This window comes from Hymenobacter sp. BRD128 (genome assembly GCF_013256625.1).
Lineage (GTDB): Bacteria > Bacteroidota > Bacteroidia > Cytophagales > Hymenobacteraceae > Hymenobacter.
The window spans coordinates 11,907-34,033 of sequence record NZ_CP053910.1; the positions used below are offsets into that span (position 1 = coordinate 11,907).

Consider the following 22,127-nt stretch of genomic DNA (forward strand, 5'->3'; position numbering starts at 1 on the left):
CCACGCGCCGCCCCGTTCAGCCGGCGCGGCCGTTGTCGGGGTAGTAGGGGTAGCACTAGAGTAGGAACAGAAACTATCGGTAGGCCAATTCGCTGAGCGACGCTTCCCACGGGGTGAGGGTGCGCAGGGGCCGCAGCTGCCCCGCCGCAATACTTTCGGGTAAGGTGAAATCGTAGCGGCCCAGCATGTTGACGTGTTCGTGCAACAAGGGCGAGAGGCGGGCTACGTCGTCTGGGTCTAATGGCCCTTCCGTCTCCTGCCACTGTTCCAGGGCCTGCTGCAAGTAGCGGGTGTTCCAAAGTACCAGCGCGTTGACGATCAACCCAAGCGCCCCCAACTGGTCTTCCATGCCCTCGCGGTAGCGCTGGCGTAACTCGCCCTTCTTGCCGTGAAAGACGGCGCGGGCCAGCGCATGACGACCCTCGCCGCGGTTGAGCTGCACCAGGATGCGCCGCCGGTAGGCCTCGTCGTGCACGTAGGCCAGCAGGTAGAGCGTCTTTTCCACCCGGCCCAACTCGGCCACCGCCCGGCCCAGCCCCGAGAGCGAACCGGACCGCTGCAAGGTCCGCATCACGGCCGTGGCCTTGACCTTGCCCAGTTTGAGTGAGCCGGCCAGCCGCAGTATGTCCTCCCAGTGGTCGCTGATAAGCTGGGCATTGACGACGTGGTGGCTCAGGCCGTTGAGCGGGCCGTAATCGTCGTCCTTGGCCATGCGCCAGAAGCGTTGGTCGGCCAGGTCGGCCAGCCGGGGACTGAAGCGGTAGCCCAGCAGGGCGAACAGGCCGAACACTACTTCGCTGTAGCCGTGCGTGACAGCCATAATTTCGCGCGGGTCCAAGCTGGTTTGCTGTTCCAGCAGCCCGGCCAGGATGAATAAGGAGTCGCGTAAGGTGCCGGGAATCACGATGCCGTGAAAGCCGGTGAACTGGTCGCCGGTGAAGTTGTAGTACGTCACGCCGCGCTGCGAACCGTAGTATTTGCGGTTCCAGCCGGCATGAATCGTGCGCACGGGCACCACGAAGCGCATCCCATCGTCCGAGGCCACTTCCCCGCCGCCCCAGACCTGGGCTAGGGGCAGCCCAGCTTGCCCGTCTACGAGGCGGGCGTTGGCGGCGGTGAGCGTTTCGACCCGCAGGTAGTTTTGCTGTACCCAAGCCAGGCGGGGCAGGGTCAGGGCCGGTATTTCGGCCCGCGCTACTGCTTTCAACCCAATGTTGCAGGCCTGCGCCAGCAGCACGGCGCAGAGGCTCAGCGGCAGGTCGGCCGCCTTGGTCTGGCCGTCGGCGACGTGGGTGAAAGCTGCGGCGAACCCGGTAAACGCATCCACTTCCAATAACAGGGCGGCCAACTCGACTTGGGGCAACTGCTGAGCCAGTTGCGCCCGCAACTGGGGTGTTGTTAAACAAATAGGGTAAAACCTCCGACTCGGCCGGTTACACAGGGGCATTTCGGGCTGGAGGCCGCTGAAGCTTGGTTAAGTAGTTCTTCAAGGACAGATACTTACCGTATTTTAGGTGCACATCTACGATAGTGGCCAGTGGCACGCCCAGCGCGTGCAGGTGCAGGATGCGCTCGCGGTCCGCATCATACATGGACCGTTGCACCACGCCCTTGGGCTTGCCTAGCACGATACCCTGCTCGCGCCGGGACCGTAGGCCCTCTTTCGTGCGCTCAGAAACGAAGTCCCGTTCCAACTCGGCCAGCATGGCAAAAATGGTGAGCAGGATTTTGTGGGTCATGTCGCGGTGGTTCTGCGGGTCCAGGTCCAGGCCCTGCTTGACCAGAATCAACCGGCAGCGCTTGTGGTGAATCAATTCCTCAATCAGGCCCAGCACCTCGCGCAGCGAGCGGCCCAGTCGTGAAAGCTCGGAGACGATAACGGTATCGCCGGCGGCGACCTTGGCCAGCAGCTCGGGCAAGCGGCGCTGCCCGGCGGTCCTTCGGGAGGACATCTCAACTTCAATCCACTCGTCCAGGGTCCAGCGGTGCTCGACCAGGTAGCGGGCGATGAGGCTCTTTTGGCTCTCGGCCGATTGGGCGCTGGTCGAGACGCGGACGTAGCCGAAAATCATGGGCAAAAGAGGCAGGTTAGCGATAAGGTAAAAGGGCCTCGTAAAGGTACCGGTTTTCGATACCTTTACACGCACGTTAACGCTATCACTGTCCGGTAGCGAAAACGGTCGTTAAGTCCATCGGTTTTTGCCCCCTCTATGGCCACGCACCTGCGGATTCACTTGGGCAAGGAGCGCGAGCTCTACGAGCAGCCCCCGCTGGTGCCGGCGGCCGAGCAGGCGCGGGTCTTCGCCGTCCCGGATTGGGCGGATGCACACCTGCTGCGGATGCTGGCCCCCGCTAACCGCGCCGGGTTTGTCTTGCAGCTGGGCTACTTCCAGATTAGCCAGCGCTTCTACGTGGCCACCCGCTACCACGCGGCCGATGTGGTGTACGTAGCCCGGCAGCTGGGGCTGGGGCCCGACGACTTTGACCCGCTGCGTTACGCCGATGCCCGGTACTACGCCCACCAGCAGTTCATCTGCGAGCACCTGGGCATTGTACGGTTTGACGCGGCCGCGACGGAGCGCTTGTATCAGGAAGCCCTGCGCCTGAGCAGCCAGCACCTGAAGCCCGCGGCGGTCTTCGACTACCTGGTGCTGTATCTGCACGAGCACCGGCTGGAGCTGCCCACCTATTACACGCTGGCCGACGTCATTACGCGGGCCCTGCTCGCGTTCGAGAAACGGCTGCTCCACCGCTTGCAGCAGCACCTGCACCCCGGCGAGCAGCGGTTGCTGGACCGCCTGCTGGCCGCCGACGACCCCAACGAAACCGCCGCCGGGGAAACGGACGCGGACCGGCGCTACCCACTCACCTTTCTCAAGCGCATCCACCAAGGCCTACGGGCCGGCGAAATCCGCGAACGGGTCACCCATTTCGCGTCCCTGCGGCAGCTCTTTGAGCAGCTGCAGCCGCTCTGGCAACGGCTGCGCCTCTCCGACCAGGCCATCACCTATTACGCCGAGTACGTGCTGCGGGCCCAGGCCGCGCAGCTCTACCGGCGCGACGAGCGGCGCTACCTCTACCTGCTCAGCTTCGTGGTGCACCAGTACTACGAGTTGGGCGATGCCCTGGTCGACACGCTGCTGCACACGGTGACCAGCGCCGTCAACCAGTGCCGCGAGCAGGTCAAGGAAACGCTCTATCAGCAACGCACCGCCACGCAGCAGCTCACCAGCCAGGTCGCGGGCCGGGGCTACCGGCACCTGCAGGCCCTGACCCAGATTCGGGCCCTGGTCGATGCCCCCGACGTACCAGCGGAGCAGAAGCTCGCCCGTATCGACGCGCTGCTGCAACGCCACCAGGCCACGGCCGCCCAGCTCAGCGAAGACCACCAGCAGCTGGAGCAGCTGCGCCGGGCCACCGAGCAGCAGGCGGGCGAGGCGCTGTTTCACGAGGCGTTGGCCGGGGCGTCGTTGCGCCTGCAAACCAAGCTCGGGGCCTTGGTCAAAGCGCTGGTCGTGGACGAGGCGACCACCCGCGCCGACCTGTGGCGGGCCGTGCACTACTACCAGCAGCATGACGGGCACCTGGGCGCGCAGGTGCCGCTGGACTTTCTCTCGCTCACGCAACGCGGCTACGTCCTTGATGCGCAAGGCCGGTTGCGCCCCTCGCTCTACAAAGCGCTGCTGTTTCTGGAGATGGCCACGGCCATCAAGTCCGGCCAGCTCAACTTCACCTGCTGCTACCAGTACCGGGCCTTTGAGCACTACCTGCTGCCGGCCGCGCAGTGGGCCCGGCAACGCGAAGCCCTGCTCGAACAGGCGGGCCTGAGTGCCTGGCGCGACTTTGCCACGGTGCAGGCTACCCTTCAAGCGCAGTTGCAGGCCCAGTTTGCCGCCACGAACGCCCACCTGGGCGGGACCGACAACCCGCACGCGCACCGCACCCCGGCCGGGCGCTACCGGCTCACGACCCCCCGGTTGCCGGCCGAGCAGCCGCGCCTGCCGGCGCACCTGTTTCCCCGCCACCGGGTGGTGCCCCTGCGCGAGGTGCTCACCAGCGTGGCCCGGCTCACCCAATTCGACACGGCCTTTGGCTCGCTGCCCAGCAAACACGCCCGCACGCCCCCGCCCTTGTCGCAACTGCTGGCGGCGCTGGTCGGGCTGGGCTGCAACCTGGGCCTGCGCCGCCTAGCCCAGGTCGCGCCGCAGGTGGACGAGGCCGCCCTGCAGCGCCTGGCCAGCACCCATTTCACGCTCGACAACCTGCGCCAGGCCAACGAGCTGATTCTAAACTTTACCCGCCAGCTGCGCCTGCGCGAGGCCTTTCGTCTCTCGCCCGATGTGCTGCACAGCAGCAGCGACGGGCAGAAATACGACCTGGCCGTGGACTCGCTCGGCAGCAGCGCCTCGTTCAAGTACTTCGGCAACCGCCGCGGCCTGACGGCCTACTCTTACGTGGACGAAACGCTGCTCGTCTTCGATTCGACCGTGTTCAGCGCCGCCGACCGCGAAGCCACCCACCTGCTGGAAGGCCTGCTACGCCACGCCGTGCGGCCCACCGACGTCCACTCCACGGACACGCACGGCTACACGGAAGTCATCTTCGCCGTGACCCGGATGCTGGGCATCGCCTACGAGCCGCGCATCCGCCAGCTCACCAATCAGCAACTCTACAGTTGGGAGCCCGTGGCCACTCATCGGCAGCTGGGGCAAACCCTGCTGCCCGACGCGCGCCTCGACCCCGAGCGCATTGCCCGCCACTGGGACGAGGTGCTACGCCTCGTGGTCACGCTAAAGCTGCGCCATAGCGAGGCCTCCCGCCTGTTCGGCCGGCTCAACTCCTACGCCCGCCAGCATCCGCTTTACCGGGCCCTGAAAGAACTGGGCCGGCTCGTCAAAACCGAGTTCCTGCTGCGCTACGTTGACCAGGTGGAGCTGCGCCAGCGCATCCAGAAGCAGCTCAACAAGGGCGAAAGCGCCCACCGGCTGGCCCACGCCGTCTGGCACGGGCGCAACCAGGAGTTTCACGCCGCCACCCGCTCCGAGCAGCTGGTGGCCGAAACCTGCAAGCGCCTGCTGATGAACGCCATCATCTGCTGGAACTACCTGCACCTCTCTCAGCACTTGGCCCGGCTGCCGCCCGAACAGCAGGCCGCTACGCTGGCCACGCTCTCGCCCTTCGCCGTGCTCTCCTACCGCCACGTGAACCTGCACGGCGAGTACGACTTCTCCGACCAGCCCCTGCCGGCCGAAGCCCCGTTTGACATGGACCTGATTGCCGCTTGGCAACCGCCAGCTAAACCCAGACAGGGCTGAGTCGGAGGTTTTCCCCTATTTGTTTAACAACACCCCAACTGCTGCAAGCAGTCCGGCTCTTCCTGTGCTGGCAGCGGACTCACCACCACATGGGGTTGCCCCTGCTGCTCTACTACTTGCAGCGCCGTATTGTGGGGCAGATTTTCGCGAACCTCCGCGTAGGCAGCCCGCAGCTCTGCTTGAAGCCGCGCCAGCTCCACGGCCGGGTCGAGGGAGCGGTCCAGGGCGCGGGCCACCGCCTCCCGGGCCGCCTCCCAGGCCGCGCCCCGCAGCAGTTCCGCCCGCGGGTCGCCGTAGCGTTCACTCGTCGCCACGAATACCTCCCGGCGGCGCAACGCTTGGTGCAGCCGATCGAGAACGCAGAGCGTGTACGCCGCCGGATTCGCCTCCTCTTGGCTGGGAAATACCTGCCGGGCCCAACTTTTGGGCACGAAGGCGCGGGGGGCCGCCGCCCACTTCGGCCGGCCCCGCCCGCCCGCTTCCTGGGCCTGTAAAAAGTGCCAGGCATCGAGCAAAGGTTTGGTGGAGGGCGAGCCCTCGAAGGAAACGCCCGCCAACAAGGCCGGCAGGAACCGGCGCACCGTCGCATAGCTGCCGCTCAGCGCCTGGAGCTGCGGGTCCTCAGGGCTGCTGGCCAGGGCCTGCACCGCGTCGGCCGCCGCCCGCAGCGGGGCTTCGCCGAAGCGGCCGAGCACCTCTTGCCGAAGGCTCGCGGCGGGCACGGCGTCGTCCAGCAGGATGCGCACGGCCTGCTGGAGCAGTAGCGCGGCGCGGTCCAGGTCCTTGAGGGAGCGCAGCCGCTCGCGGCGGCGCTTCGTCTCGCCCTGCAAAGCCAGCGCGGTCATCAGCCCGTCGAAGAGGTCCAGCAGGTCGTCGGTCGCCGTGCGTTCCAGCGCCTGCACGAAGACGAGTAGCGTGGCTAGGCGGCGTTCTTCCCCCATGCGCGCCAACGTCTGCCCCCAGGCCACGTGCGCGTGGCGGGCCGACCGCGCCAACCGGGCTTCGGGCAGGTCGTGGAGGGTGAGGTCGCCGACGCCGAGGGCCCGAATCTGGTCCAGCCGCTGCACCGCCGCGACCAGCGCCGGGGCGGAAACGCGGGTGGGTGCGGTGCGCAACCCTTCCAGCCGGGTGAGTCGCTGGCCGGGTGCCACGAGCAATAGCCCCTCCAACGCGGCCTGTTGCGCGGGCGACAAGCGGCTACGGAGTTGGCGGTAGATGTGGCGGCCCGTCCGCTCGCGGACGCGCGCAATCAGGCGGGCCAGCACGGTCACGCCCGGCAGCACAACGCGCTGGGCCACCAGGTGCGCGGTCGCCAAATCAAAGAGCACGCTGGGCCGCACGGTGCTGGTGAGGACCTGAGCGTAGAGCCAGCGGGTCAGCCGGAATGCCCGTCGGCCGTCAAAAGCGTGGAAACCCAAGTAGGCCACAATATGCGCCTGGTGGTCGTGGAGCGTGTTCGGCCGGGTGTACCGGCCGTTCCAGGCATCGGCCGGCAGTTGAAGCTGCTGGGCCAGGGTTCGCACCACAACGGCCGGCACCTGCGTCGGGACGGGTAAAAACGTGCCCAAGAACCGCAGCGTACACATCTGCACGGCACCCCCAAGCCGGGTGTGGGCCCGGCGGTAGTCGGCCAGGAACTGCACGTCCTGGGGACTGAGGTAGAAGAACTGGGCCAGTTGCTCCGGGCTGGGGTCGGCGTGGTAGCGGCCGTAGCGGGCGGCCTGCTCGTCGCTCAGAAATTCTACGGGCATGGCAAAGAGCGAAAAAAACGCCCACGCGCGGGCACCGGAGTCGTTCTGCCAGCAGTTGGGCCGAGCGCTTGGGCCGCCACTAGTGCTTCGCGGGGCCGGTTAGGGGACGTGGTTGCCGGGCGGCCCGCGCCAGCAGCCCCACCCGGACGTACTGCACCAGCCCCGCGCGATTCCACCAGAACAGCCCCGCAGCCAGCGCGATGTACCCCCACCCCATGCCGGCGAGCAGCCGCACGCTACGGGCCTCGTCGTGCTGAAACACCCACGCCAGGACAAACTGCCCGCCGAACAGGACCAACAGGATGGCAGCGCTGGTTAAGCTCAGCCGCAGGCGCAAGAGCAGGGCCACGGCGAACAGGGACTGGGCGGCGGTGAGAAAAAACTCCTCGTGCTGACGGGCGTCGAGCGGGAAGCCGGTTAAGTGGCCGGCGCCGAGGGCATAGACCACCGGAATCATGCCCACGAGCAAGGTCCACTGGTTGATTTTGTCGCTAACCAAAGCCCCGAGGGCGGCCGTGGGGCGATTATTGAGCACGAAGAGCACCACCAGCACCACTTCGGGCACCTCGCTGGCGAAGGGCGCTACCCACTGCACCAAGAGGAACTGGTTCACGCCGAGGGCGCGGCCGGCGGCCAGCAGGGCTTCGGCGAAGGGCTCGGCGGCCATGACGATGACGGCCACGGCCACCACTGTTAGTCCGCCCATAATCAGCCACTGCTGGTGAACCGGTAGAGTGGCCAGGGCGGCAGCCAGGCCGACTTCGTCGTCATCTTCCACTTCTGCGGCTTCATCATGGTCGGCTTTGGACAGCTGGCTTATCCGCCAGAGGTAGGCAGCGAAAATGCCGACCAGGACCACGAAATCCACGAAGCCGATACTGCCCTTCCAGACGATGACGAAGGAATAGAGGCTGGCCAGGGCCAGGTAGGCGATTTCGGCCGCGTTGTCCCAGTTAAGGGCCACGGCCCGCCGGCCGCTGTGCCACCAGTAGAGCCCTACGATAAGCGGCCAGCCCGCGCCGATGAGCAGGCGGTTAGCGCCGGTCATGTTAGCGGCGGCAAAGCCGGCGTAGGCCGAGCCGGGGTGCAGGCCCGCCTGGTAGGTGTAGTACAAATCGACGGCGTACTCGGGCAGCACCGTGACCAACGCCAGCACGCCAATGACCAGGCCCTGCGAGATGTGCTCCTCGGCCGCCTCGGCACCCCACGAGAGCAGGAAGCCCGCGCCGAGGATGGCGACGAAGAAAATGGCGGCCTCCAGCACCGGGGCCACGTGGGTGCCGGTCAGGCGCAGGTAAAAGCCGGGCAGCGTCGCGGCCACGGCCAGGGCCACGTAGAGGAAGAATTTTCTCATGGGTAGGGGCGTGTAATGGCTTAAATTAGGTGGTGCCGGCGAGGGCGCGGGCTTCCTGCCAGGCGTGGCGGGCTTCCCAGAAGCAGTAGCCGGCCAGGCCCAGGCCCACGACCGTATCGGCCCACCACCAGCCCCGCCAGGCGTTCAGCCCCAGGCCCAGCAGCACGGCCCCCGCCAGGGCCGCGTCCACCAAGGTCACGCGCCCTTCGGTTTGCAGCACGGGGTTGCGCAGCTGCCGGCCGGTGCGGTGCTTGCCCCAGGCCAGGGCCAGCATGAGCACGCAGGTGAGGGCTACCCAGCCCACGCCCAACGCCGACGGCGCCGGGTGGACGGCCTGGGCCCAGCTCCAGCCGCTTTGCGCCACCAGGTACAGGCCCAGCGCCAGAAATGCCCCGCTCAGCCAGCGCAGCGCGGGTGCCTGCCGGGTGCCCCCCGTGCCGCGCAATTCCCACAGTACCACGGTCGAGGCCCCGATTTCCAGCAGCGTATCCAAGCCGAAGCCCACGAGGGCCACGGAGTGGGCCGCCGGAGCCGCCCAGGCAAGCACGGCCACCCCCAGCACGTTCCAGCCCAGGGTGGCGTGTTCCAGGGCGATGCCGCGCCGCAGCAGCGTAGATTCATTCATGAGCGCCGGAACAGAAGAGATGGGCGTGAGCGGAACAGCAAGGGGTTTCTCACCAGCGCAAGAACTGACCGGGACTTACCCACCGCCTTAATCGGGGTTGCGTTACTAAGTAGGCAAACAATGACGGTAAGGCGCTACATAGCGTGGTGTTAAAGGGGAATTCTCCGAATTCGTAGTTAAATGGCGCGGCTGCTCCTGATGAGGCTTAAATAGGGCTTCGTAAGCAGCAAAACGTAGTAATCTTACAGGCTATTTGAAGTTTAATAATGGGTTGAATCTTAGCTATCAGCGACTAATGAATACTCTCCCCGACGTTAAAGGCATTGCCAAACAGTACATAAATCTGTCCAATGCGGTGGATTATAACAGCATGGCGGACCTCTTTGCAGAGGAGGCTGAGTGGATACCTATCTCTCCTATAGAACCTCGTACTGGCCGGGAAGCGATTCGGGCTGGCTATCTTGCCCACGTAAAAAGTAAAAATCGGCTTATCATCAATGCCCGCTACTATGCGGATGGCTTGACCTGTGTGGTCGAGTTTGAAGTGCAGCTCGAAGCAGGCGAAATCGCGTCAATAGTGGATATTTTCACGTTTAACGAACGCGGAGAAATTAGCCGGCTAGCTATCTACAAGCGATAGGTAATCCGTTTTGAAATGGAAAGATTTCCTTTTTTATTCGACACTACCATCGTTTTTGTGCTCCTTTTCCTTCGAGCACCGCGAGGCTTGGCAACCGCAGAATCCTCAAGCTACCCATTGACGAAAAATTTGTTGAACAGACTTATAGGTGCTTGCCTTGATTCTTTGTCTACTTACCAACGCTAACCCCTAATTGAACTAGTCGCCGTCGCTCTTTTCACCACTGCCCTTGTCTTGCTGGGCCTGTAGATAAAAGGCCCCGTTAACCACGATTTGAGCGTTGGCGGGCAGCTTATCGACCGGCGTCACGGCGGTGAAGCCCTTGGCGGCGGCCCCGGTGCGCACCTCGTGCTTTTCGTAGATGTACTCGTTGCCCGTGTCCTCGTGGCGGGTTTTGACCAGCGTATAGAGGTAGCTGGCCTCGCCTTCGGGCACGATGGCCGCGTCGGGCACGGTGGCCACGGCGGCGGGCGCGGCGGTCGGGTCCACGTCGATGACAGCGTTGACGAACAGGCCGGGCAGCAGCTGCTCGTTGCGGTTGGCTTCGATGAGCGCACGCACCTTCACGGTTTTGGTGGCGGCGTTAAAGGCCGGGTCGATGTAGGACACCTTGGCCTTGGTAGCGGGCAGACCGGGCAGGCTGGGAAAGGTGACGTGCACGGCCTGGCCCACGCGCACCTTGCCGAAATCCTGCTCGAACACTTGCAACTCCACGAACAGCCGGTGGGTGTCTAGCACCTCAAACAACGGGCCCGCCGGCGAAACCGAGGCCCCGAGGGCTAGCCCCGGCTGGTAGCGCAGGCGCCCGGCGAGTGGCGACTTAACCGGAATGCGGCTCACGAGGCGGCCAGCGCGCAGCGGCCCCAGGGCAATGCCCAGGGTGGTGAGCCGGCTTTCCAGGCTGCGCAGGGTGGCGCGGGCGGCGTTGTAGTTGGCGGCGGTCTGCTGCACGTTCTTGGCCACGCCCACCTGCTCGGCCAACAAGGCCTTCTGACGGTGGTAGTCGGCTTCGAGAAACACGAACTGGTCGCGCTGGGTGAGGTAGTCCTGCTGGAGCTGCACGAAATCCGGGTTTTCCAGTTCGGCCAGCACCTGGCCCTGGCGCACGGCCTGGCCCTCGGTGACGGGCAGGGCGCGGATGATGCCGCCTTGGTAGGCGCTCACGCTGGCCCGGCGCTGCGGCGGCAGGCTGAGCGAGCCGGTGGCCTTGACCACGTTGCTCACGTCCTGGGTGGTGAAGCGGCCCAGCCGGAGATTAATAGCCCGCACCTGGTTTTCGGACAGTTGCACCTGGTTGGGGTCCAGCGGCGGGTCGGCGGCTTTGGCGGCCGCGGGTGCTTTGTTGTCGCCGTCGTCGGCGTCTTTTTGGCCGCAGCCGGCCAGTAGCAGCGAACAAATGAGCAAGCGGCCCATGGTGGAATAGGTAAACGTCATGGCAAGGGGGCGGCTGCCGGCGCTAGTAGCGACCGAGCAGGTAGGTCAGGGTGATGATGCTTTGGTTGTAGCCGTTCAGCGCGTCGAGGTACTGGCCGCGGATACCGTAGGCCTGCGTGAGGGCCGCCACGTACTCCACGTAGCCCACCTCCCCGGCGCGGTAGCTCTTTTCGGCCACGCGCACGATTTCGCGGGCCTGTCCCAGCCCCGCGCTTTCGTAGTAGCGTAGCGCCTCGTCGGCTTTGCTCACTGCCTGCACCTGCTGAATAAAGGCCGTTTGCACGTTATTACGGGTGTTGGCCAGGTCGGCCTCGGCCACCCGGATGGCCAGCTCCCCGGCCTGGGCGCGGCTGCGCTGGGCGCGGGAGAAGAGGGGCACGTTGATAGCCACGCCGTAGCCATAGTAGCCGCCTTCCCCGGCCTGGGTCTGCTGGTTGTAGGCGGCCGAGAAGTCGGGCAGGTTGCGGGCTTTGAGCACGCGCTGCTGGGCCTGGGCCACCACGAGCTGCTGCTGAAAAAGGGCGAGGGTCGGGTTGTCACGGGCCAGGGTCGTATCGGTCAGGGCCGGGGGCAGCGGCAGCTTACGCAAGGCGTCGGCGGGCAGGGCGACGGCCTGAGGAGCCCCGAGCACGCGCTGGAGTTCACGGTCGAAGATGCGGCGGTCGGCCTCGGCCTGGCGGTGGGCCACCTCCACCTCGCGGGCGCGGGCGGCGGCCGATACCTGTTCTAGGTAGGCCGCTTCGCCGAGCCGGTAGCGCACGGCGGCGGCGCGGGCGAAGTCCCGGTAGAGGCTGTCCTGGTTGGTGAGCAGCCGCAGGCGGGCCTGCCCGTAGGCGAGCTGGTAATACGCCGCCTGCACGTCGCGGCGCAGCCCGGCCTGGGTGAGGGCGCGGGTGCGCTCGCTCAGGGCCACCTGCTGGCGCAGGGCCTTGGCCTGCCGCGTGTAGACGGTGGGGAACTCGAAGCTCTGGGCGACGCCGTAGGTTTTGTTGCCGAGCAGCACCGCGTTGTTGTCGTAGCTGTAGCTGAAGCTGGTGCGGCCCGGCTCCACGGCGGTGCCGAGCAGCGCCTGCTGCTGCTGTACCGAAAAGTTGGCGCTCTGAATGCCAGGGTTGCTGCGCAGGGCCTGGTTCAGGGCCGCGTCCAGCGTGAGGGGCGTGGGACCGGGTTGCGTCTGTCCGTAGCTGCGGGTGGGCAGCAACCAGCTGCTCAGCGCGAGCAGGAGCACCAACCCGGTGGTCTGCATCGCATGATTCCTGGTGGAGGGGAGGTTGGCGCAGCTTCCGTTTCGCCCGGGCTTGCAGCAGCAGTTCCGCGCCCCCCTTTGAGAAAGAGGCTGTAGAGAATCGGTAGCACGACGAGCGTGAGCAGCGTGGCCGTAACCAGGCCGCCGATGACCACAGTGGCCAGCGGACGCTGCACTTCGGCGCCGGCCGTATTCGACAGCGCCATCGGCAAGAAACCCAATGAAGCCACGGCCGCCGTCATTATCACCGGCCGCAGGCGGGCCGCGGTGCCCAGCCGCACGCGCTCCAGCACATCGTGCACGCCGTCGGCTTCGAGGCGGTTGAACTCACCGATGAGCACGATGCCGTTGAGCACGGCCACCCCGAACAGGGCGATGAAGCCCACGCCGGCCGACACGCTGAACGGCAGGCCCCGCGCCCACAGCGCCACCACCCCGCCGATGGCCGAGAGCGGAATGGCCGTGAAAATCAGCAGCGACTCTTTCAGCGAGCCGAAGGTAAAAAAGAGCAGGATGAAGATGAGGGCTAGCGCGACGGGCACGGCGATGCTCAGCCGCTGCTGGGCCTCGATGAGGTTCTGAAACTGCCCGCCGTAGCGGATGTAGTAGCCGGGCGGCAAAGGCAGCTGCTTACCTAGGACCGCCTGAATGTCTTGTACCACGCTTTGCACGTCGCGGCTCCGCACGTTCAGGCCCACGGTGATGCGGCGCTTGCCGTCCTCATGGGAAATCTGGGCCGGGCCATCCTTTAGGTCGATTTGCGCCACTTCGCCGAGAGGCACCTGGTTGCTGTCGGCCAGGGCCACGGGCAGGGCCCGCACGTCGTCGATGCCGGTGTGGTGGGCAGAGTCGAGGCGCAGCACCAAATCGAAGCGCTTGGCCCCTTCGTAGACCGTGCCGGCCGTGGCCCCGGAAAAGCCCGTGGCCAGCACGTCGGATACCTCGCTCACGCTCAAGCCATATTGGGCCAGCCGGTCGCGGTTAAAGGCCACCGTGATTTGGGGCAGGCCGGCGGTGCGCTCGGCGGCCACGTCCTGCGCCCCGCTGATGGGAGCGATAAGGGCGGCGGCCTGGGCGCCGAGGGTGGCCAGGCGGGCCAGGTCTTCGCCGTAGATTTTCACGGCTACGTCCTGCCGGGCCCCGGAAATCAGCTCGTTGAAGCGCAGCTGAATGGGCTGCGAAAACTCGTAGCTCACGCCGGGCAACACCGCCAAGGCCTTTTGCATCTTCTCGGCCAGCGCCTCGCGGGTGCTGGCCGAGGTCCACTCGGTCTGGGGCTTGAGCAAGATGGTGACCATGGCCACCTCGATGGGGTCGGGGTCGGTGGGAATGTCGGCCACGCCGATGCGGCTCACTACGCTCTTCACTTCGGGGAACTGCCGGCGCAGAATGGCCCCGACCTGGCCGGTAGTGGCCACCGTCTGGCCGAGGGCGGTGCCGGTGGGCATGTGTAGTTCAATGGCCATGTCGCCCTCATCGAGCGTGGGAATAAACTCGCCGCCCAGGGTGCGGAAGAGTAGGTAAGCGCCCGTAAGAAGGGCCACGGAGAGGCTGAGCACCACGGTACGGTGGCGCAGCGAGGCAGCCAGCAGCGGCGTGTAGGCCCGCTGCACCCGCGCCATGAGCCGGTCGGAAAACGTCTGCTTGGTGTCCGCTTTGCGGCTGAGCGCCAGCGCGGCCATCATGGGCACATAGGTGAGCGAGAGCAGCAGGGCCCCGATGATGGCGAAGGCTACGGTTTCGGCCATCGGCCGGAACATCTTGCCCTCGATGCCGGCCAGCGCCAGGATGGGCAGGTACACCATCAGAATGATGATTTCCCCGAACGAGGCCGACTGCCGGATGCGGTGGGCCGAATCGTACACGGCCGCGTCCATCTCGGCATGGGTCAGCGCGGGGGAGCCGGCGGGCCGGCCGTGGGCCACCCGCGAGACGATGGCCTCGACAATGATAACCGCGCCATCCACCACCAGGCCGAAGTCGATGGCCCCGAGGCTGAGCAGGTTGCCCGACACGCCGAACAGGTTCATCAGGCTGATGGCGAAGAGCATGGCCAGTGGGATGACCGAGGCCACGACCAGCCCGGCGCGCCAGTTGCCGAGGAAGAGGATGAGCACGAAAATCACAATCAGCGCGCCTTCCTCCAGGTTGCGGGTGACAGTGTGGATGGCCCGGCCAATCAGGTCGGAGCGGTCCAAGAAGGGCTCGATAATGACGCCTTTGGGCAGAGACTGCTGCACCTGGACCATGCGCTCCTTTACCCGGCTTACCACCTGGTTGGAGTTTTCGCCTTTGAGCATGAGAATCACGCCGCCTACCACCTCGCCCTCGGTATTGCGGGTCATGGCGCCGTAGCGCACGGCCGCGCCGAAGCGCACTTGGGCCACGTCGCGCACCAGCACCGGGGTGCGGCCCCGCACGACCACCACCGTGCGGGCCACGTCGTCGAGGCTTTTAACGAGGCCCAGGCCGCGAATGAAGTAGGCCCGGGGGCCCTTCTCAATGTAGGCCCCGCCGGTGTTGCGGTTGCTGCCCTGCAAGGCCATCAATAGCTCGCTCATGGTGATGCCCACCTGGCGCAGGCGCTGCGGGTTCACGGCCACCTCGTACTGCTTGCGGTAGCCGCCGAAGCCGTTGATTTCGGCCACCCCGGCGATGCCGGCCAGCTGCCGGCGCACGGTCCAGTCCTGCAAGGTGCGCAGGTCCATCGCGCTGAACTGCCGCTCGTAGCCCGGGGCGGGGTGCAGCACGTACTGGTAAATTTCGCCCAGGCCGGTGCTGATGGGGGCCAGCTCGGGCGTGCCCGAGCCGGGGGGAATCTGCTGGATGGCGTCGAGCAGCTTCTCGCTCACCAGCTGGCGGGCCCGGTAGGGGTCCATGTCCTCGCGGAAGACGATGGTGACGTTGGAGAGGCCGAAGCGCGAGATGGAGCGCACCTCGATAACGCCCGGCACGTTGGCCAGGGCCAGTTCGATGGGCGCGGTCACGGTCTGCTCAATCTCCTGGGTGGCCAGCGCGGGCGAGATGGTGTTGACCTGGACCTGGTTGTTGGTGATGTCGGGCAGCGCGTCGATGGGCAGCTGGGTGACCGAGTAGCCGCCCCACACCACGAGCAGCAGCACCAGAAAGCCGATGACCAGCTTGTTGTGGATGGAGAAGTGGATTATCTTGTCAAACATGCGCGCAGCAGCTCGTGGAAGCGGGGCTGGGCCCGCTGAAAAATGGCCGTAGTGGGCGGTGGCGCGTCCGGTGCAGCGGCGCGTTTCTGCCCCGCCCCGGCGTTGCCGGTGCAAGGCTATGGGCCAAATCTATGCGGAGCCTATGCCGCGGCCGGGCGGGCGGCTTTGCTTAAAAATTTGGTGCAGATGTACAGCGTCATTGAGGGTAGCTGAAGGTTCGACACGAAGCACAGCGGCCTGAAGGCAATGAAGTGAACTTTTTGTTTTAGTTTTTGCTTAATTAAGCGAATGCTACCTTTGCAAAAATCGTTTTCATGAAAGCTACCGCGTGTATCCGGGTATTTGCCGACACCGCTCACATTCAGCACTGCCAAACGCGCTTGGCGCACGTCGAGCCGACCCTTCAGTCGCTGGCCTCCGTGCTGGCCCTGGCCGGCAACGAGGTGCGCCTGAAAATCCTGTTTTTACTGGCGGAAGAACAACAGCTGTGCGTGTGCGACATCGCCGACGTGCTGCAAATGACCGTCTCAGCCGTCTCGCAGCACCTGCGCAAGCTCAAAGACGGCGGTGTGCTGCACGCCCACAAGGTTGGCCAGACGGTGTTCTATGCCCTCAGCCCGCCCCATTTGCCCATCCTGCAACCGCTGCTGGCCGGCTTATCGGCCGCGCTCACTCCCCAACCCGCCTCATGAACCAGTCCCCTTCCTCCGCCGACAAGCCCCTGGTGGGCGCGGGCCTGCTGGCCGCGCTGGCCGCCTCGCTGTGTTGCATCACCCCCTTGCTCGCCGTCGTGGGCGGGCTGGGCGGCGTGGCCTCGTCCTTCTCCTGGCTCGAACCCTTCCGGCCCTACTTTATTGCGCTCACTGTGGGCGTGCTGGGCTTCGCCTGGTATCAGCAGCTCAAGCCCCGGCCGGCTGATGACTGCGGCTGCGCCGTGGACGTCAAACCTTCCGTGCTGCAATCCAAGGGTTTTTTAGGGGTCGTGACCGGGCTGGCGGCGGCGCTGCTGGCCTTCCCTTACTACGGGGCGCGTCTGTACCCGACGGCGGCCGTACCGGCAGCCACCGTGGCCACCACCGGGGCCGTTCCGGTGTGGCAAACGGCGAATTACCGCATCGGGGGCATGAGTTGCGACGCTTGCGCGAAACACGTCGAGCACGCGGTGCAGCAGCTGCCGGGGGTGCAGGCCGTGACCGTCTCCTACGACCAGGGCACCGCGCAAGTCCGCTTCGACGCGGCCACAAGCCCCGCCGCGCAGGTCGCGCAAGCCATCAACGGCACCGGCTACCACATCCTGCCCGCCAACGCGCCCCGCTAATGGAAACGAGAGAATTTGACGTGCTCGTTATCGGAACGGGCGAAGGGGGCACCACGGCCGCGCAGAAATGCGCCACGGCTGGCAAGCGCGTGGCCATCGTGGACGTGCTGCCCTTCGGCGGCACCTGCGCCCTGCGCGGCTGCGACCCCAAAAAGGTGCTCATCGGCGCGGCCGAAACGGTGGCCCGCTCCCGGCAACTGCTGGGCCACGGCCTGGACACGGCCGCGACGGTGGCCTGGGCCGACCTGATGCGCTTCAAAAACAGCTTTACCGGCAAGGTGCCCGCTGCCCGCGAAGCCAGCTTGCAGAAAGCCGGCATCGGCACGTACCACGGCCTGGCCCGTTTTACTGGCTCCCACACGGTGCAGGTGGGCGACCAGGAGCTGCGGGCGAAGCAGTTCATCATCGCGGCGGGGGCGCGGCCCCGGCCGCTCGGCATTCCGGGCGAAGAATTGCTAGTGGACAGCACGGCCTTTTTGGAGCTGGCGGAGCTGCCGGCCGACCTGACGCTGATTGGCGGCGGGTACATCGCCTTCGAATTTGCCCACCTGGTGGCCCGCTGCGGGGTCGCCGCCCGCATCCTGCACCGGGGAGCGCGGCCCCTGGTGCACTTCGACGCGGACCTGGTGGCCCACCTGGTCACGGCTTCCCGCGAGGCCGGCATTGAGGTGGTGCTGGATACGGTCCTAACCGGCATCGCGCAGGAGCCGGGCGGGCGCTTGCGGCTGCGGGCCGAATCGGGCGGGCACGTCGTGAACTACTCGGCCGCGCTGGCCGTCCACGCGGCCGGCCGCGAACCCAACCTGGCCGCGCTGGACCTGGACCGGGCCGGCATTGCGTATGGGCCTGCGGGGGTCACCGTCAATGAGTTCTTGCAAAGCACCTCCCATCCCGACGTGTACGCCGTGGGCGACGCGGCGGCCTCGGGCCTGCCCCTGACGCCGGTCGCGGCCAAAGCGGCGTTCGTGGCGGCCAGCAACCTGCTCAAGGGCAACCACACGCCCATTGCCTACGGCGTGGTGCCCACAACAGTGTTTTCTCACCCGCCGCTGGCGGCGGTGGGCCTAACGGAAGCCGAAGCCACCCGGCAAGGGCTGAAATTCACCGCCAAAAGCGAACTCACCACCGACTGGTTCACCGCCCGCCGCCTGCGGGAACCGGTTTCAGCTTACAAGGTGCTGGTGGAAGAAGGCAGCGGCCAGGTGCTCGGGGCGCACCTGCTCGGCCCCGACGCCGACGAGGTAATCAACCTGTTCGCCGTGGCCATGCACGCCAAGCTGCCGGCCCGCGAGCTGCAAAAACTGGTCTTTGCCTACCCCACCAGTGCGTCCGATATTGTCTACATGCTCTAATCCCCTCGCCCATGCTTACCGCCGAACCAAAAGCCCCTTTGCTTACCTCTGTCCTAACCTGCCCGGTTTGCCAACACGCGCAGGCCGAACAGATGCCCACCGACGCCTGCCAATGGTTCTACGAATGCACCAGTTGCCACACGGTCCTGAAGCCGCTGGCCGGCGACTGCTGCGTGTACTGCTCCTACGGCTCCGTGCCCTGCCCACCCATTCAAGCGCAAGGGTCCGGTGGCTGTTGTTGCTAAGCGGCAGATTTCGCACCAATCGTTTGGTCGTTCCTGCCGGTAATATAACAGCCTCACCACCCGTTTAATCAAGGCCGTAGGTGCTGACGTGCAGCACATGCAGCCCCGTGGCCGGCTCGTAGGTGTAGCGCAGCCCGAAGCCGTAGTGGCGGCACACCTGCTGCACGATGGACAGGCCGAGGCCCGGCGAGGGCGAGCCGGGCAGCTGCTTCTGGAACCGCTCGAAATACCGGCTGGGGTCACCCGAGAGGGTGGGGCCGGTATTGCGAACTTCCAGCGCGTGCGGGCCGAGCCGCACGGTCAGCGTGCCGCCGGGGTGATTGTGCTTGATGGCGTTTTGCAGCAGGTTCACCACCAGTGAATCGGCCAGGGCCGGGTGCATGCGCACCGGCACGGGGTCGGCCGCCTCATACGTCAGCGTAAGTTCTTTGCCGCTCACCAGTTCTTCCAGCAGCCCCAGCTTTTCGGCCACCACTTCCGCCAGTCGCAGGGGCACGGCGTCCGGAAACTGGCCGTTTTCAATCTTGCTGAGCAGAGTCAGGCCCTGGTGCAGGCGCGAGAGGCGCAGCGTCGCGCCGTACGCGTCGCGCAGCAGCGGGGCCATTTCCGCGTTGCGGGCCCCCAGTTGCAGCAGGCGTTCCAGCTTGGCCTGGAGGATAGCCAGCGGCGTTTGGGTTTCGTGCGCCGCGTTTTCGGTGAATTCCTTGAGCGACTGATACTCGGCCCCCAGCCGTTCGCTCAGCTGCGTGAGGGCCTGATTGAGTTCCGTAAACTCGTCAATGCCAGTGGCGGGCAGGCGCAGGGTGGCGGGCTGACGTTGCAGCTCGTAGCCGCGCAGGGCGGCCAGTGTCTGGTGAAACGGCTGCCAGAGCCGGCCCGACAGCCAGCGGTTGAGCGCGGCCAGGCTCAGTAGCAGGCCAATGAGCACGGCGGCCAGCACGGAGAGCACCACGCCCAGGGGACTGTCGTTTTCGAGCAGCGACTTGCGCAGCGTCACCCAATAGGTCACCCCTTTTACCTGCACCGGGAAGTGCAGCTGCCGGAACGGCTCCCAGCGCCGCCCCACCGGGTCGTATTCCAGCGTGTCGCTGAAGCCGGCCGGGCGGGGGTGGCGGCTCAGCGTGCGCTGGTCACCCAGGGGCAGGGGCAGCCGCCCGGTGCGCTGCAAGATGGGCGTGAGGTAGCCCCGTTCGGTGACGAGCTTTTCCTCCATTTCCGTGCGTAGCGCCCACACCAGCCCCGCGTAGAGCGCGGCCGTGCCGGCGGCAAAGAGCAAGGCTGCCAGCAGCAGATAGTAGCGGGTGGTAGTGGCCAGCAGCTTCATTCGGCGCTCAGCTCGTAGCCCAGCCCGTACACCGTGCGGATGTAGTCCACGGCCCCTTTCTCTTGCAGCTTTTTGCGGAGATTTTTTAGGTGGTTGTAAATAAAGTCGAACGAATCCGACGTATCGGCTGCGTCGCCCCACAGGTGTTCGGCGATGCTTTCCTTGGTGAGCAGGCGGTTGGGATTGGCCAGGAAGTAGAGCAGCAGCTCGTATTCCTTGCGCGTGAGCGTTAGGGGCGCTTCGCCCACCAGCACCTGGGCCCGGTCGGGTAGCACGGTTAGGGCCCGGAAGCGTAACGCGTTATGGCCCTGAAACTGCCGGCGGCGCAGAATGGCCTGGACGCGGGCCGTCAGCTCGGCCAGGTGGAAAGGCTTGGTGAGGTAGTCATCCGCGCCTAGTTTCAGGCCCCACACTTTGTCGTCGAGCGCCCCGCGAGCCGAGATGATGAGTACGCCGGCGGGGGACTGGTCGGCTTTGAGGGTACGTACCAGGTCCAGGCCGTCGCCGCCGGGTAGGGTCAGGTCCACGAGTACGCAGTCGTAGCGGTAGAGCTTGATTTTCTCGTGGGCCTGGGCGTAGGTGGCGGCTTCCTCGCAGCGGTAGCCGTCGCTTTGCAGGTGGGCCACCAGCGAAGTGCGCAGGGTGGGCTCATCTTCCACAATTAGAATTTTCACAATCGAACGGCTCAGGGGTTAGGCCGTGCCAAGCTACGCCCGAAATCTAACGGGAATTGGTAGCCCGGCCTACCGGTGGCTGGACAGCGCAGACGGCGTTTCCCACGTCAGCTTTACGGCTGCCGGGCCGGGCTAGCATAATCAGGCTTCGCTCCAGACGTGACGCGACTGCTCGAAGGGACAGGCAAAGGGGCCGGCCGCACGGACCTGCTGTCGTGCGCGTTGACAGCGCATACCTGCCGAAACCGTGCAAGGGCGCTACGCAGCCGTCGCGGATGGGCTTCCTCCCGTTGCGACGCCTAAGTGGGCCAGGTAGCGGTAGATAGTCGCCCGCCCTACCCCAAGGAGTTGGCCGATTTCGGCGACCGTCTTGTCCTGCTGCAAATAGAGCGTTTTATCGGCCTGGGCTTTGGAGAATGCCTCTTTTGATAAGCCTTTGGGCCGGCCGGCCTGCCGGCCCCGCGCCCGCGCCGCCGTCAGGCCGGCGCGGGTCCGTTCCCGGATAAGGTCGCGCTCAAACTCGGCCAAGGAGGCAAACAGGTTAAACATGAGCCGACCCTGAGCCGTCGTAGTATCTAGGTGGTCCTGCAAGCTGACGAAGTGAACGCCCTGCTGTTGAAAGCTACTCACCAGGGTTACCAGGTGTCTCGTCCGAAAATAAGTTGACCGTTGTCTGATCCTGAAATTTTGTTGACAGTTTCGAAGGCAAAATTTAATGAAGTCAAACAGATTTAGTGGGTGCTCTTTGACTGTTATATCGCTTGGGTTTCCAATGTTTTTTCAGCGGTTGATCCTTGCTATGTGCTGCTACGGGCGTTAAGTAGTCACAGCTCATATGGGGACGCAGATGGTTATAGTTGTGAATGCTTCGCTCCACTGCCCGAGCGGCCTCTTCAAAGCTAGTAAAGACCTGATTCAGTCGAAAGTCCGTCTTTAGAATGCCATTCACCCGTTCGGCAATCGCATTTTCGTAGGGGTCTCCGTACTGGCTCATGCTGATCGCAATACCGGCTTCCTTGAGTTTGCGGATATAGAGGAAACTGCAATACTGACTTCCCCGATCCGAATGATGAATCAGCGTCGTTGCTTTGGGCTGCTGCAAGGCCATCTCCAGCGCTCTTAAACAGCCTTCGCTGGTCAGCAAGGGATGCAAACAGTAGCCCACAATCAGTTTGGAGTAAGCATCGGTGATCAACGATAAATAGCCGAAGCCCAGCCCGATACACAGGTAGGTGATGTCGCAGACCCATACTTGCTGGGGCGCTGTGATCAACTGATCTGACAACAGGTTAGGATATTTCTGCAAGCCATGCGCTGAGTTCGTGGTTTTGGGTGCTGACCGCTTGTGCCGGAGCGTAAGGCCATGGGCTTGCAGCAATCCGTGCAATTTATCTCGTCCCATTCGAATCCCACTTTGCGCAAACGGCTCTTGCAATAACAGGTAGAGTTTGCGGGTTCCTAGACCGGGAATCTGCTTGCGTAGCGCTACCACCAAGTCCAAAACGAGCATGGACTGGCTATGGGCCTGTTGGGTGTAGTGTTCACGCTGGTGAAAAGCTTGTCGGCTCACACCAAACAGCTGGCAAAGGCGGCCGACGCTCACCTTGGCAATCTCGTTGTAACGGAGCTTTTGTACTGTTTGGTGCCAGACTTTTTTCGGATCGGGATCT

Annotated in this window: 17 protein-coding genes and 1 pseudogene; 6 read left to right on the top strand and 12 right to left on the bottom strand. The window is 65.0% G+C overall.

The genetic code is table 11. The features are described from left to right. Nucleotides 1-73: 73 nt before the first annotated feature. Both GKZ68_RS21115 and GKZ68_RS21120 read right to left on the bottom strand, forming a co-directional pair. Nucleotides 74-1,387 (bottom strand): annotated as a pseudogene (locus GKZ68_RS21115) (Tn3 family transposase); the annotation flags it as partial. A gap of 46 nt (nucleotides 1,388-1,433) precedes the next feature. After that, nucleotides 1,434-2,072: a recombinase family protein gene (locus tag GKZ68_RS21120; RefSeq protein WP_173118835.1), complete on the bottom strand. Its 639-nt coding sequence runs from the start codon at nucleotides 2,070-2,072 to the stop codon at nucleotides 1,434-1,436. A 138-nt stretch (nucleotides 2,073-2,210) separates the two neighbouring features. Between GKZ68_RS21120 and GKZ68_RS21125 the strand changes: the two genes are divergently transcribed. Then, a complete protein-coding gene (locus GKZ68_RS21125) occupies nucleotides 2,211-5,315 on the top strand; it encodes a Tn3 family transposase (RefSeq protein WP_173118890.1) in 3,105 nt (1,034 codons plus the stop codon). A gap of 23 nt (nucleotides 5,316-5,338) precedes the next feature. On the opposite strand, the gene GKZ68_RS22480 is transcribed toward GKZ68_RS21125, so the two are convergent. The 3 genes from GKZ68_RS22480 to GKZ68_RS21140 form a co-directional block, all read right to left on the bottom strand. After that, nucleotides 5,339-7,066 (bottom strand): DUF4158 domain-containing protein, encoded by a 1,728-nt coding sequence (locus GKZ68_RS22480; protein WP_173118892.1) that lies wholly within the window; start codon nucleotides 7,064-7,066, stop codon nucleotides 5,339-5,341. Nucleotides 7,067-7,145: 79 nt separating this feature from the next. Then, nucleotides 7,146-8,420, bottom strand: coding sequence for a sodium:proton exchanger (locus GKZ68_RS21135; RefSeq protein ID WP_173118894.1), 1,275 nt, complete (start codon nucleotides 8,418-8,420; stop codon nucleotides 7,146-7,148). 25 nt (nucleotides 8,421-8,445) lie between these two features. Continuing rightward, the gene (locus GKZ68_RS21140; protein WP_173118896.1) at nucleotides 8,446-9,045 is read right to left on the bottom strand and encodes a cation transporter; all 600 of its coding nucleotides are present in this window, start codon (nucleotides 9,043-9,045) and stop codon (nucleotides 8,446-8,448) included. 295 nt (nucleotides 9,046-9,340) lie between these two features. Here GKZ68_RS21140 and GKZ68_RS21145 point away from each other — a divergent pair, with 295 nt between their 5' ends. Then, a complete protein-coding gene (locus GKZ68_RS21145; RefSeq protein ID WP_173118898.1) occupies nucleotides 9,341-9,685 on the top strand; it encodes a nuclear transport factor 2 family protein in 345 nt (114 codons plus the stop codon). 198 nt (nucleotides 9,686-9,883) lie between these two features. On the opposite strand, the gene GKZ68_RS21150 is transcribed toward GKZ68_RS21145, so the two are convergent. From GKZ68_RS21150 to GKZ68_RS21160, 3 genes are read right to left on the bottom strand one after another with little or no spacing between them, the layout of a single operon-like run. Next, nucleotides 9,884-11,119 carry an efflux RND transporter periplasmic adaptor subunit gene (locus GKZ68_RS21150; protein WP_173118900.1) on the bottom strand — a complete coding sequence of 412 codons (1,236 nt, stop codon included), beginning with the start codon at nucleotides 11,117-11,119 and terminating at the stop codon, nucleotides 9,884-9,886. A gap of 22 nt (nucleotides 11,120-11,141) precedes the next feature. Beyond that, nucleotides 11,142-12,365 (bottom strand): TolC family protein, encoded by a 1,224-nt coding sequence (locus GKZ68_RS21155; RefSeq protein WP_173118902.1) that lies wholly within the window; start codon nucleotides 12,363-12,365, stop codon nucleotides 11,142-11,144. After that, entirely contained in the window at nucleotides 12,329-15,544 is a 3,216-nt protein-coding gene (locus tag GKZ68_RS21160; protein WP_173118904.1) for an efflux RND transporter permease subunit, read from the bottom strand. The genes GKZ68_RS21155 and GKZ68_RS21160 overlap by 37 nt, the downstream gene beginning before the upstream one ends. A gap of 314 nt (nucleotides 15,545-15,858) precedes the next feature. Here GKZ68_RS21160 and GKZ68_RS21165 point away from each other — a divergent pair, with 314 nt between their 5' ends. Genes GKZ68_RS21165 through GKZ68_RS22330 form a run of 4 tightly spaced genes read left to right on the top strand, consistent with a single transcriptional unit; the run spans nucleotide 15,859 to nucleotide 18,459 of the window. Beyond that, nucleotides 15,859-16,236 (top strand): metalloregulator ArsR/SmtB family transcription factor, encoded by a 378-nt coding sequence (locus GKZ68_RS21165; protein WP_173118905.1) that lies wholly within the window; start codon nucleotides 15,859-15,861, stop codon nucleotides 16,234-16,236. Continuing rightward, entirely contained in the window at nucleotides 16,233-16,862 is a 630-nt protein-coding gene (merTP, locus tag GKZ68_RS21170; protein WP_173118907.1) for a mercuric transport protein MerTP, read from the top strand. The genes GKZ68_RS21165 and merTP overlap by 4 nt, the downstream gene beginning before the upstream one ends. Next, nucleotides 16,862-18,214, top strand: a complete 1,353-nt coding sequence (locus tag GKZ68_RS21175; RefSeq protein WP_173118909.1) for an NAD(P)/FAD-dependent oxidoreductase — start codon at nucleotides 16,862-16,864, stop codon at nucleotides 18,212-18,214. The genes merTP and GKZ68_RS21175 overlap by 1 nt, the downstream gene beginning before the upstream one ends. An 11-nt stretch (nucleotides 18,215-18,225) precedes the next feature. Continuing rightward, nucleotides 18,226-18,459 (top strand): GDCCVxC domain-containing (seleno)protein, encoded by a 234-nt coding sequence (locus tag GKZ68_RS22330; RefSeq protein ID WP_254244321.1) that lies wholly within the window; start codon nucleotides 18,226-18,228, stop codon nucleotides 18,457-18,459. Between the two features lie 64 nt (nucleotides 18,460-18,523). On the opposite strand, the gene GKZ68_RS21180 is transcribed toward GKZ68_RS22330, so the two are convergent. The 4 genes from GKZ68_RS21180 to GKZ68_RS21195 all read right to left on the bottom strand — a co-directional run bounded on the left by GKZ68_RS21180 (nucleotide 18,524) and on the right by GKZ68_RS21195 (nucleotide 22,069). Next, on the bottom strand, nucleotides 18,524-19,783 hold the full coding sequence (locus GKZ68_RS21180) for a HAMP domain-containing sensor histidine kinase (protein WP_173118911.1): 1,260 nt from the start codon (nucleotides 19,781-19,783) through the stop codon (nucleotides 18,524-18,526). Beyond that, the gene (locus GKZ68_RS21185; protein WP_173118913.1) at nucleotides 19,780-20,457 is read right to left on the bottom strand and encodes a response regulator transcription factor; all 678 of its coding nucleotides are present in this window, start codon (nucleotides 20,455-20,457) and stop codon (nucleotides 19,780-19,782) included. The genes GKZ68_RS21180 and GKZ68_RS21185 overlap by 4 nt, the downstream gene beginning before the upstream one ends. Nucleotides 20,458-20,715: 258 nt before the next feature. Then, a complete protein-coding gene (locus GKZ68_RS22335; RefSeq protein ID WP_173118962.1) occupies nucleotides 20,716-21,231 on the bottom strand; it encodes a recombinase family protein in 516 nt (171 codons plus the stop codon). Further along, a complete protein-coding gene (locus GKZ68_RS21195; protein ID WP_302052028.1) occupies nucleotides 21,179-22,069 on the bottom strand; it encodes an IS3 family transposase in 891 nt (296 codons plus the stop codon). Before GKZ68_RS21195 ends, GKZ68_RS22335 begins: the two co-directional genes overlap by 53 nt. Nucleotides 22,070-22,127: the final 58 nt, after the last annotated feature.

Bases quoted from the DNA above. Each gene is read 5' to 3' on its own strand.
- GKZ68_RS21120 (WP_173118835.1), bottom strand. From the start codon at position 2,072: ATGATTTTCGGCTACGTCCGCGTCTCGACCAGCGCCCAATCGGCCGAG.
- GKZ68_RS21125 (WP_173118890.1), top strand. From the start codon at position 2,211: ATGGCCACGCACCTGCGGATTCACTTGGGCAAGGAGCGCGAGCTCTAC.
- GKZ68_RS22480 (WP_173118892.1), bottom strand. From the start codon at position 7,066: ATGCCCGTAGAATTTCTGAGCGACGAGCAGGCCGCCCGCTACGGCCGC.
- GKZ68_RS21135 (WP_173118894.1), bottom strand. From the start codon at position 8,420: ATGAGAAAATTCTTCCTCTACGTGGCCCTGGCCGTGGCCGCGACGCTG.
- GKZ68_RS21140 (WP_173118896.1), bottom strand. From the start codon at position 9,045: ATGAATGAATCTACGCTGCTGCGGCGCGGCATCGCCCTGGAACACGCC.
- GKZ68_RS21145 (WP_173118898.1), top strand. From the start codon at position 9,341: ATGAATACTCTCCCCGACGTTAAAGGCATTGCCAAACAGTACATAAAT.
- GKZ68_RS21150 (WP_173118900.1), bottom strand. From the start codon at position 11,119: ATGACGTTTACCTATTCCACCATGGGCCGCTTGCTCATTTGTTCGCTG.
- GKZ68_RS21155 (WP_173118902.1), bottom strand. From the start codon at position 12,365: ATGCAGACCACCGGGTTGGTGCTCCTGCTCGCGCTGAGCAGCTGGTTG.
- GKZ68_RS21160 (WP_173118904.1), bottom strand. From the start codon at position 15,544: ATGTTTGACAAGATAATCCACTTCTCCATCCACAACAAGCTGGTCATC.
- GKZ68_RS21165 (WP_173118905.1), top strand. From the start codon at position 15,859: ATGAAAGCTACCGCGTGTATCCGGGTATTTGCCGACACCGCTCACATT.
- merTP (WP_173118907.1), top strand. From the start codon at position 16,233: ATGAACCAGTCCCCTTCCTCCGCCGACAAGCCCCTGGTGGGCGCGGGC.
- GKZ68_RS21175 (WP_173118909.1), top strand. From the start codon at position 16,862: ATGGAAACGAGAGAATTTGACGTGCTCGTTATCGGAACGGGCGAAGGG.
- GKZ68_RS22330 (WP_254244321.1), top strand. From the start codon at position 18,226: ATGCTTACCGCCGAACCAAAAGCCCCTTTGCTTACCTCTGTCCTAACC.
- GKZ68_RS21180 (WP_173118911.1), bottom strand. From the start codon at position 19,783: ATGAAGCTGCTGGCCACTACCACCCGCTACTATCTGCTGCTGGCAGCC.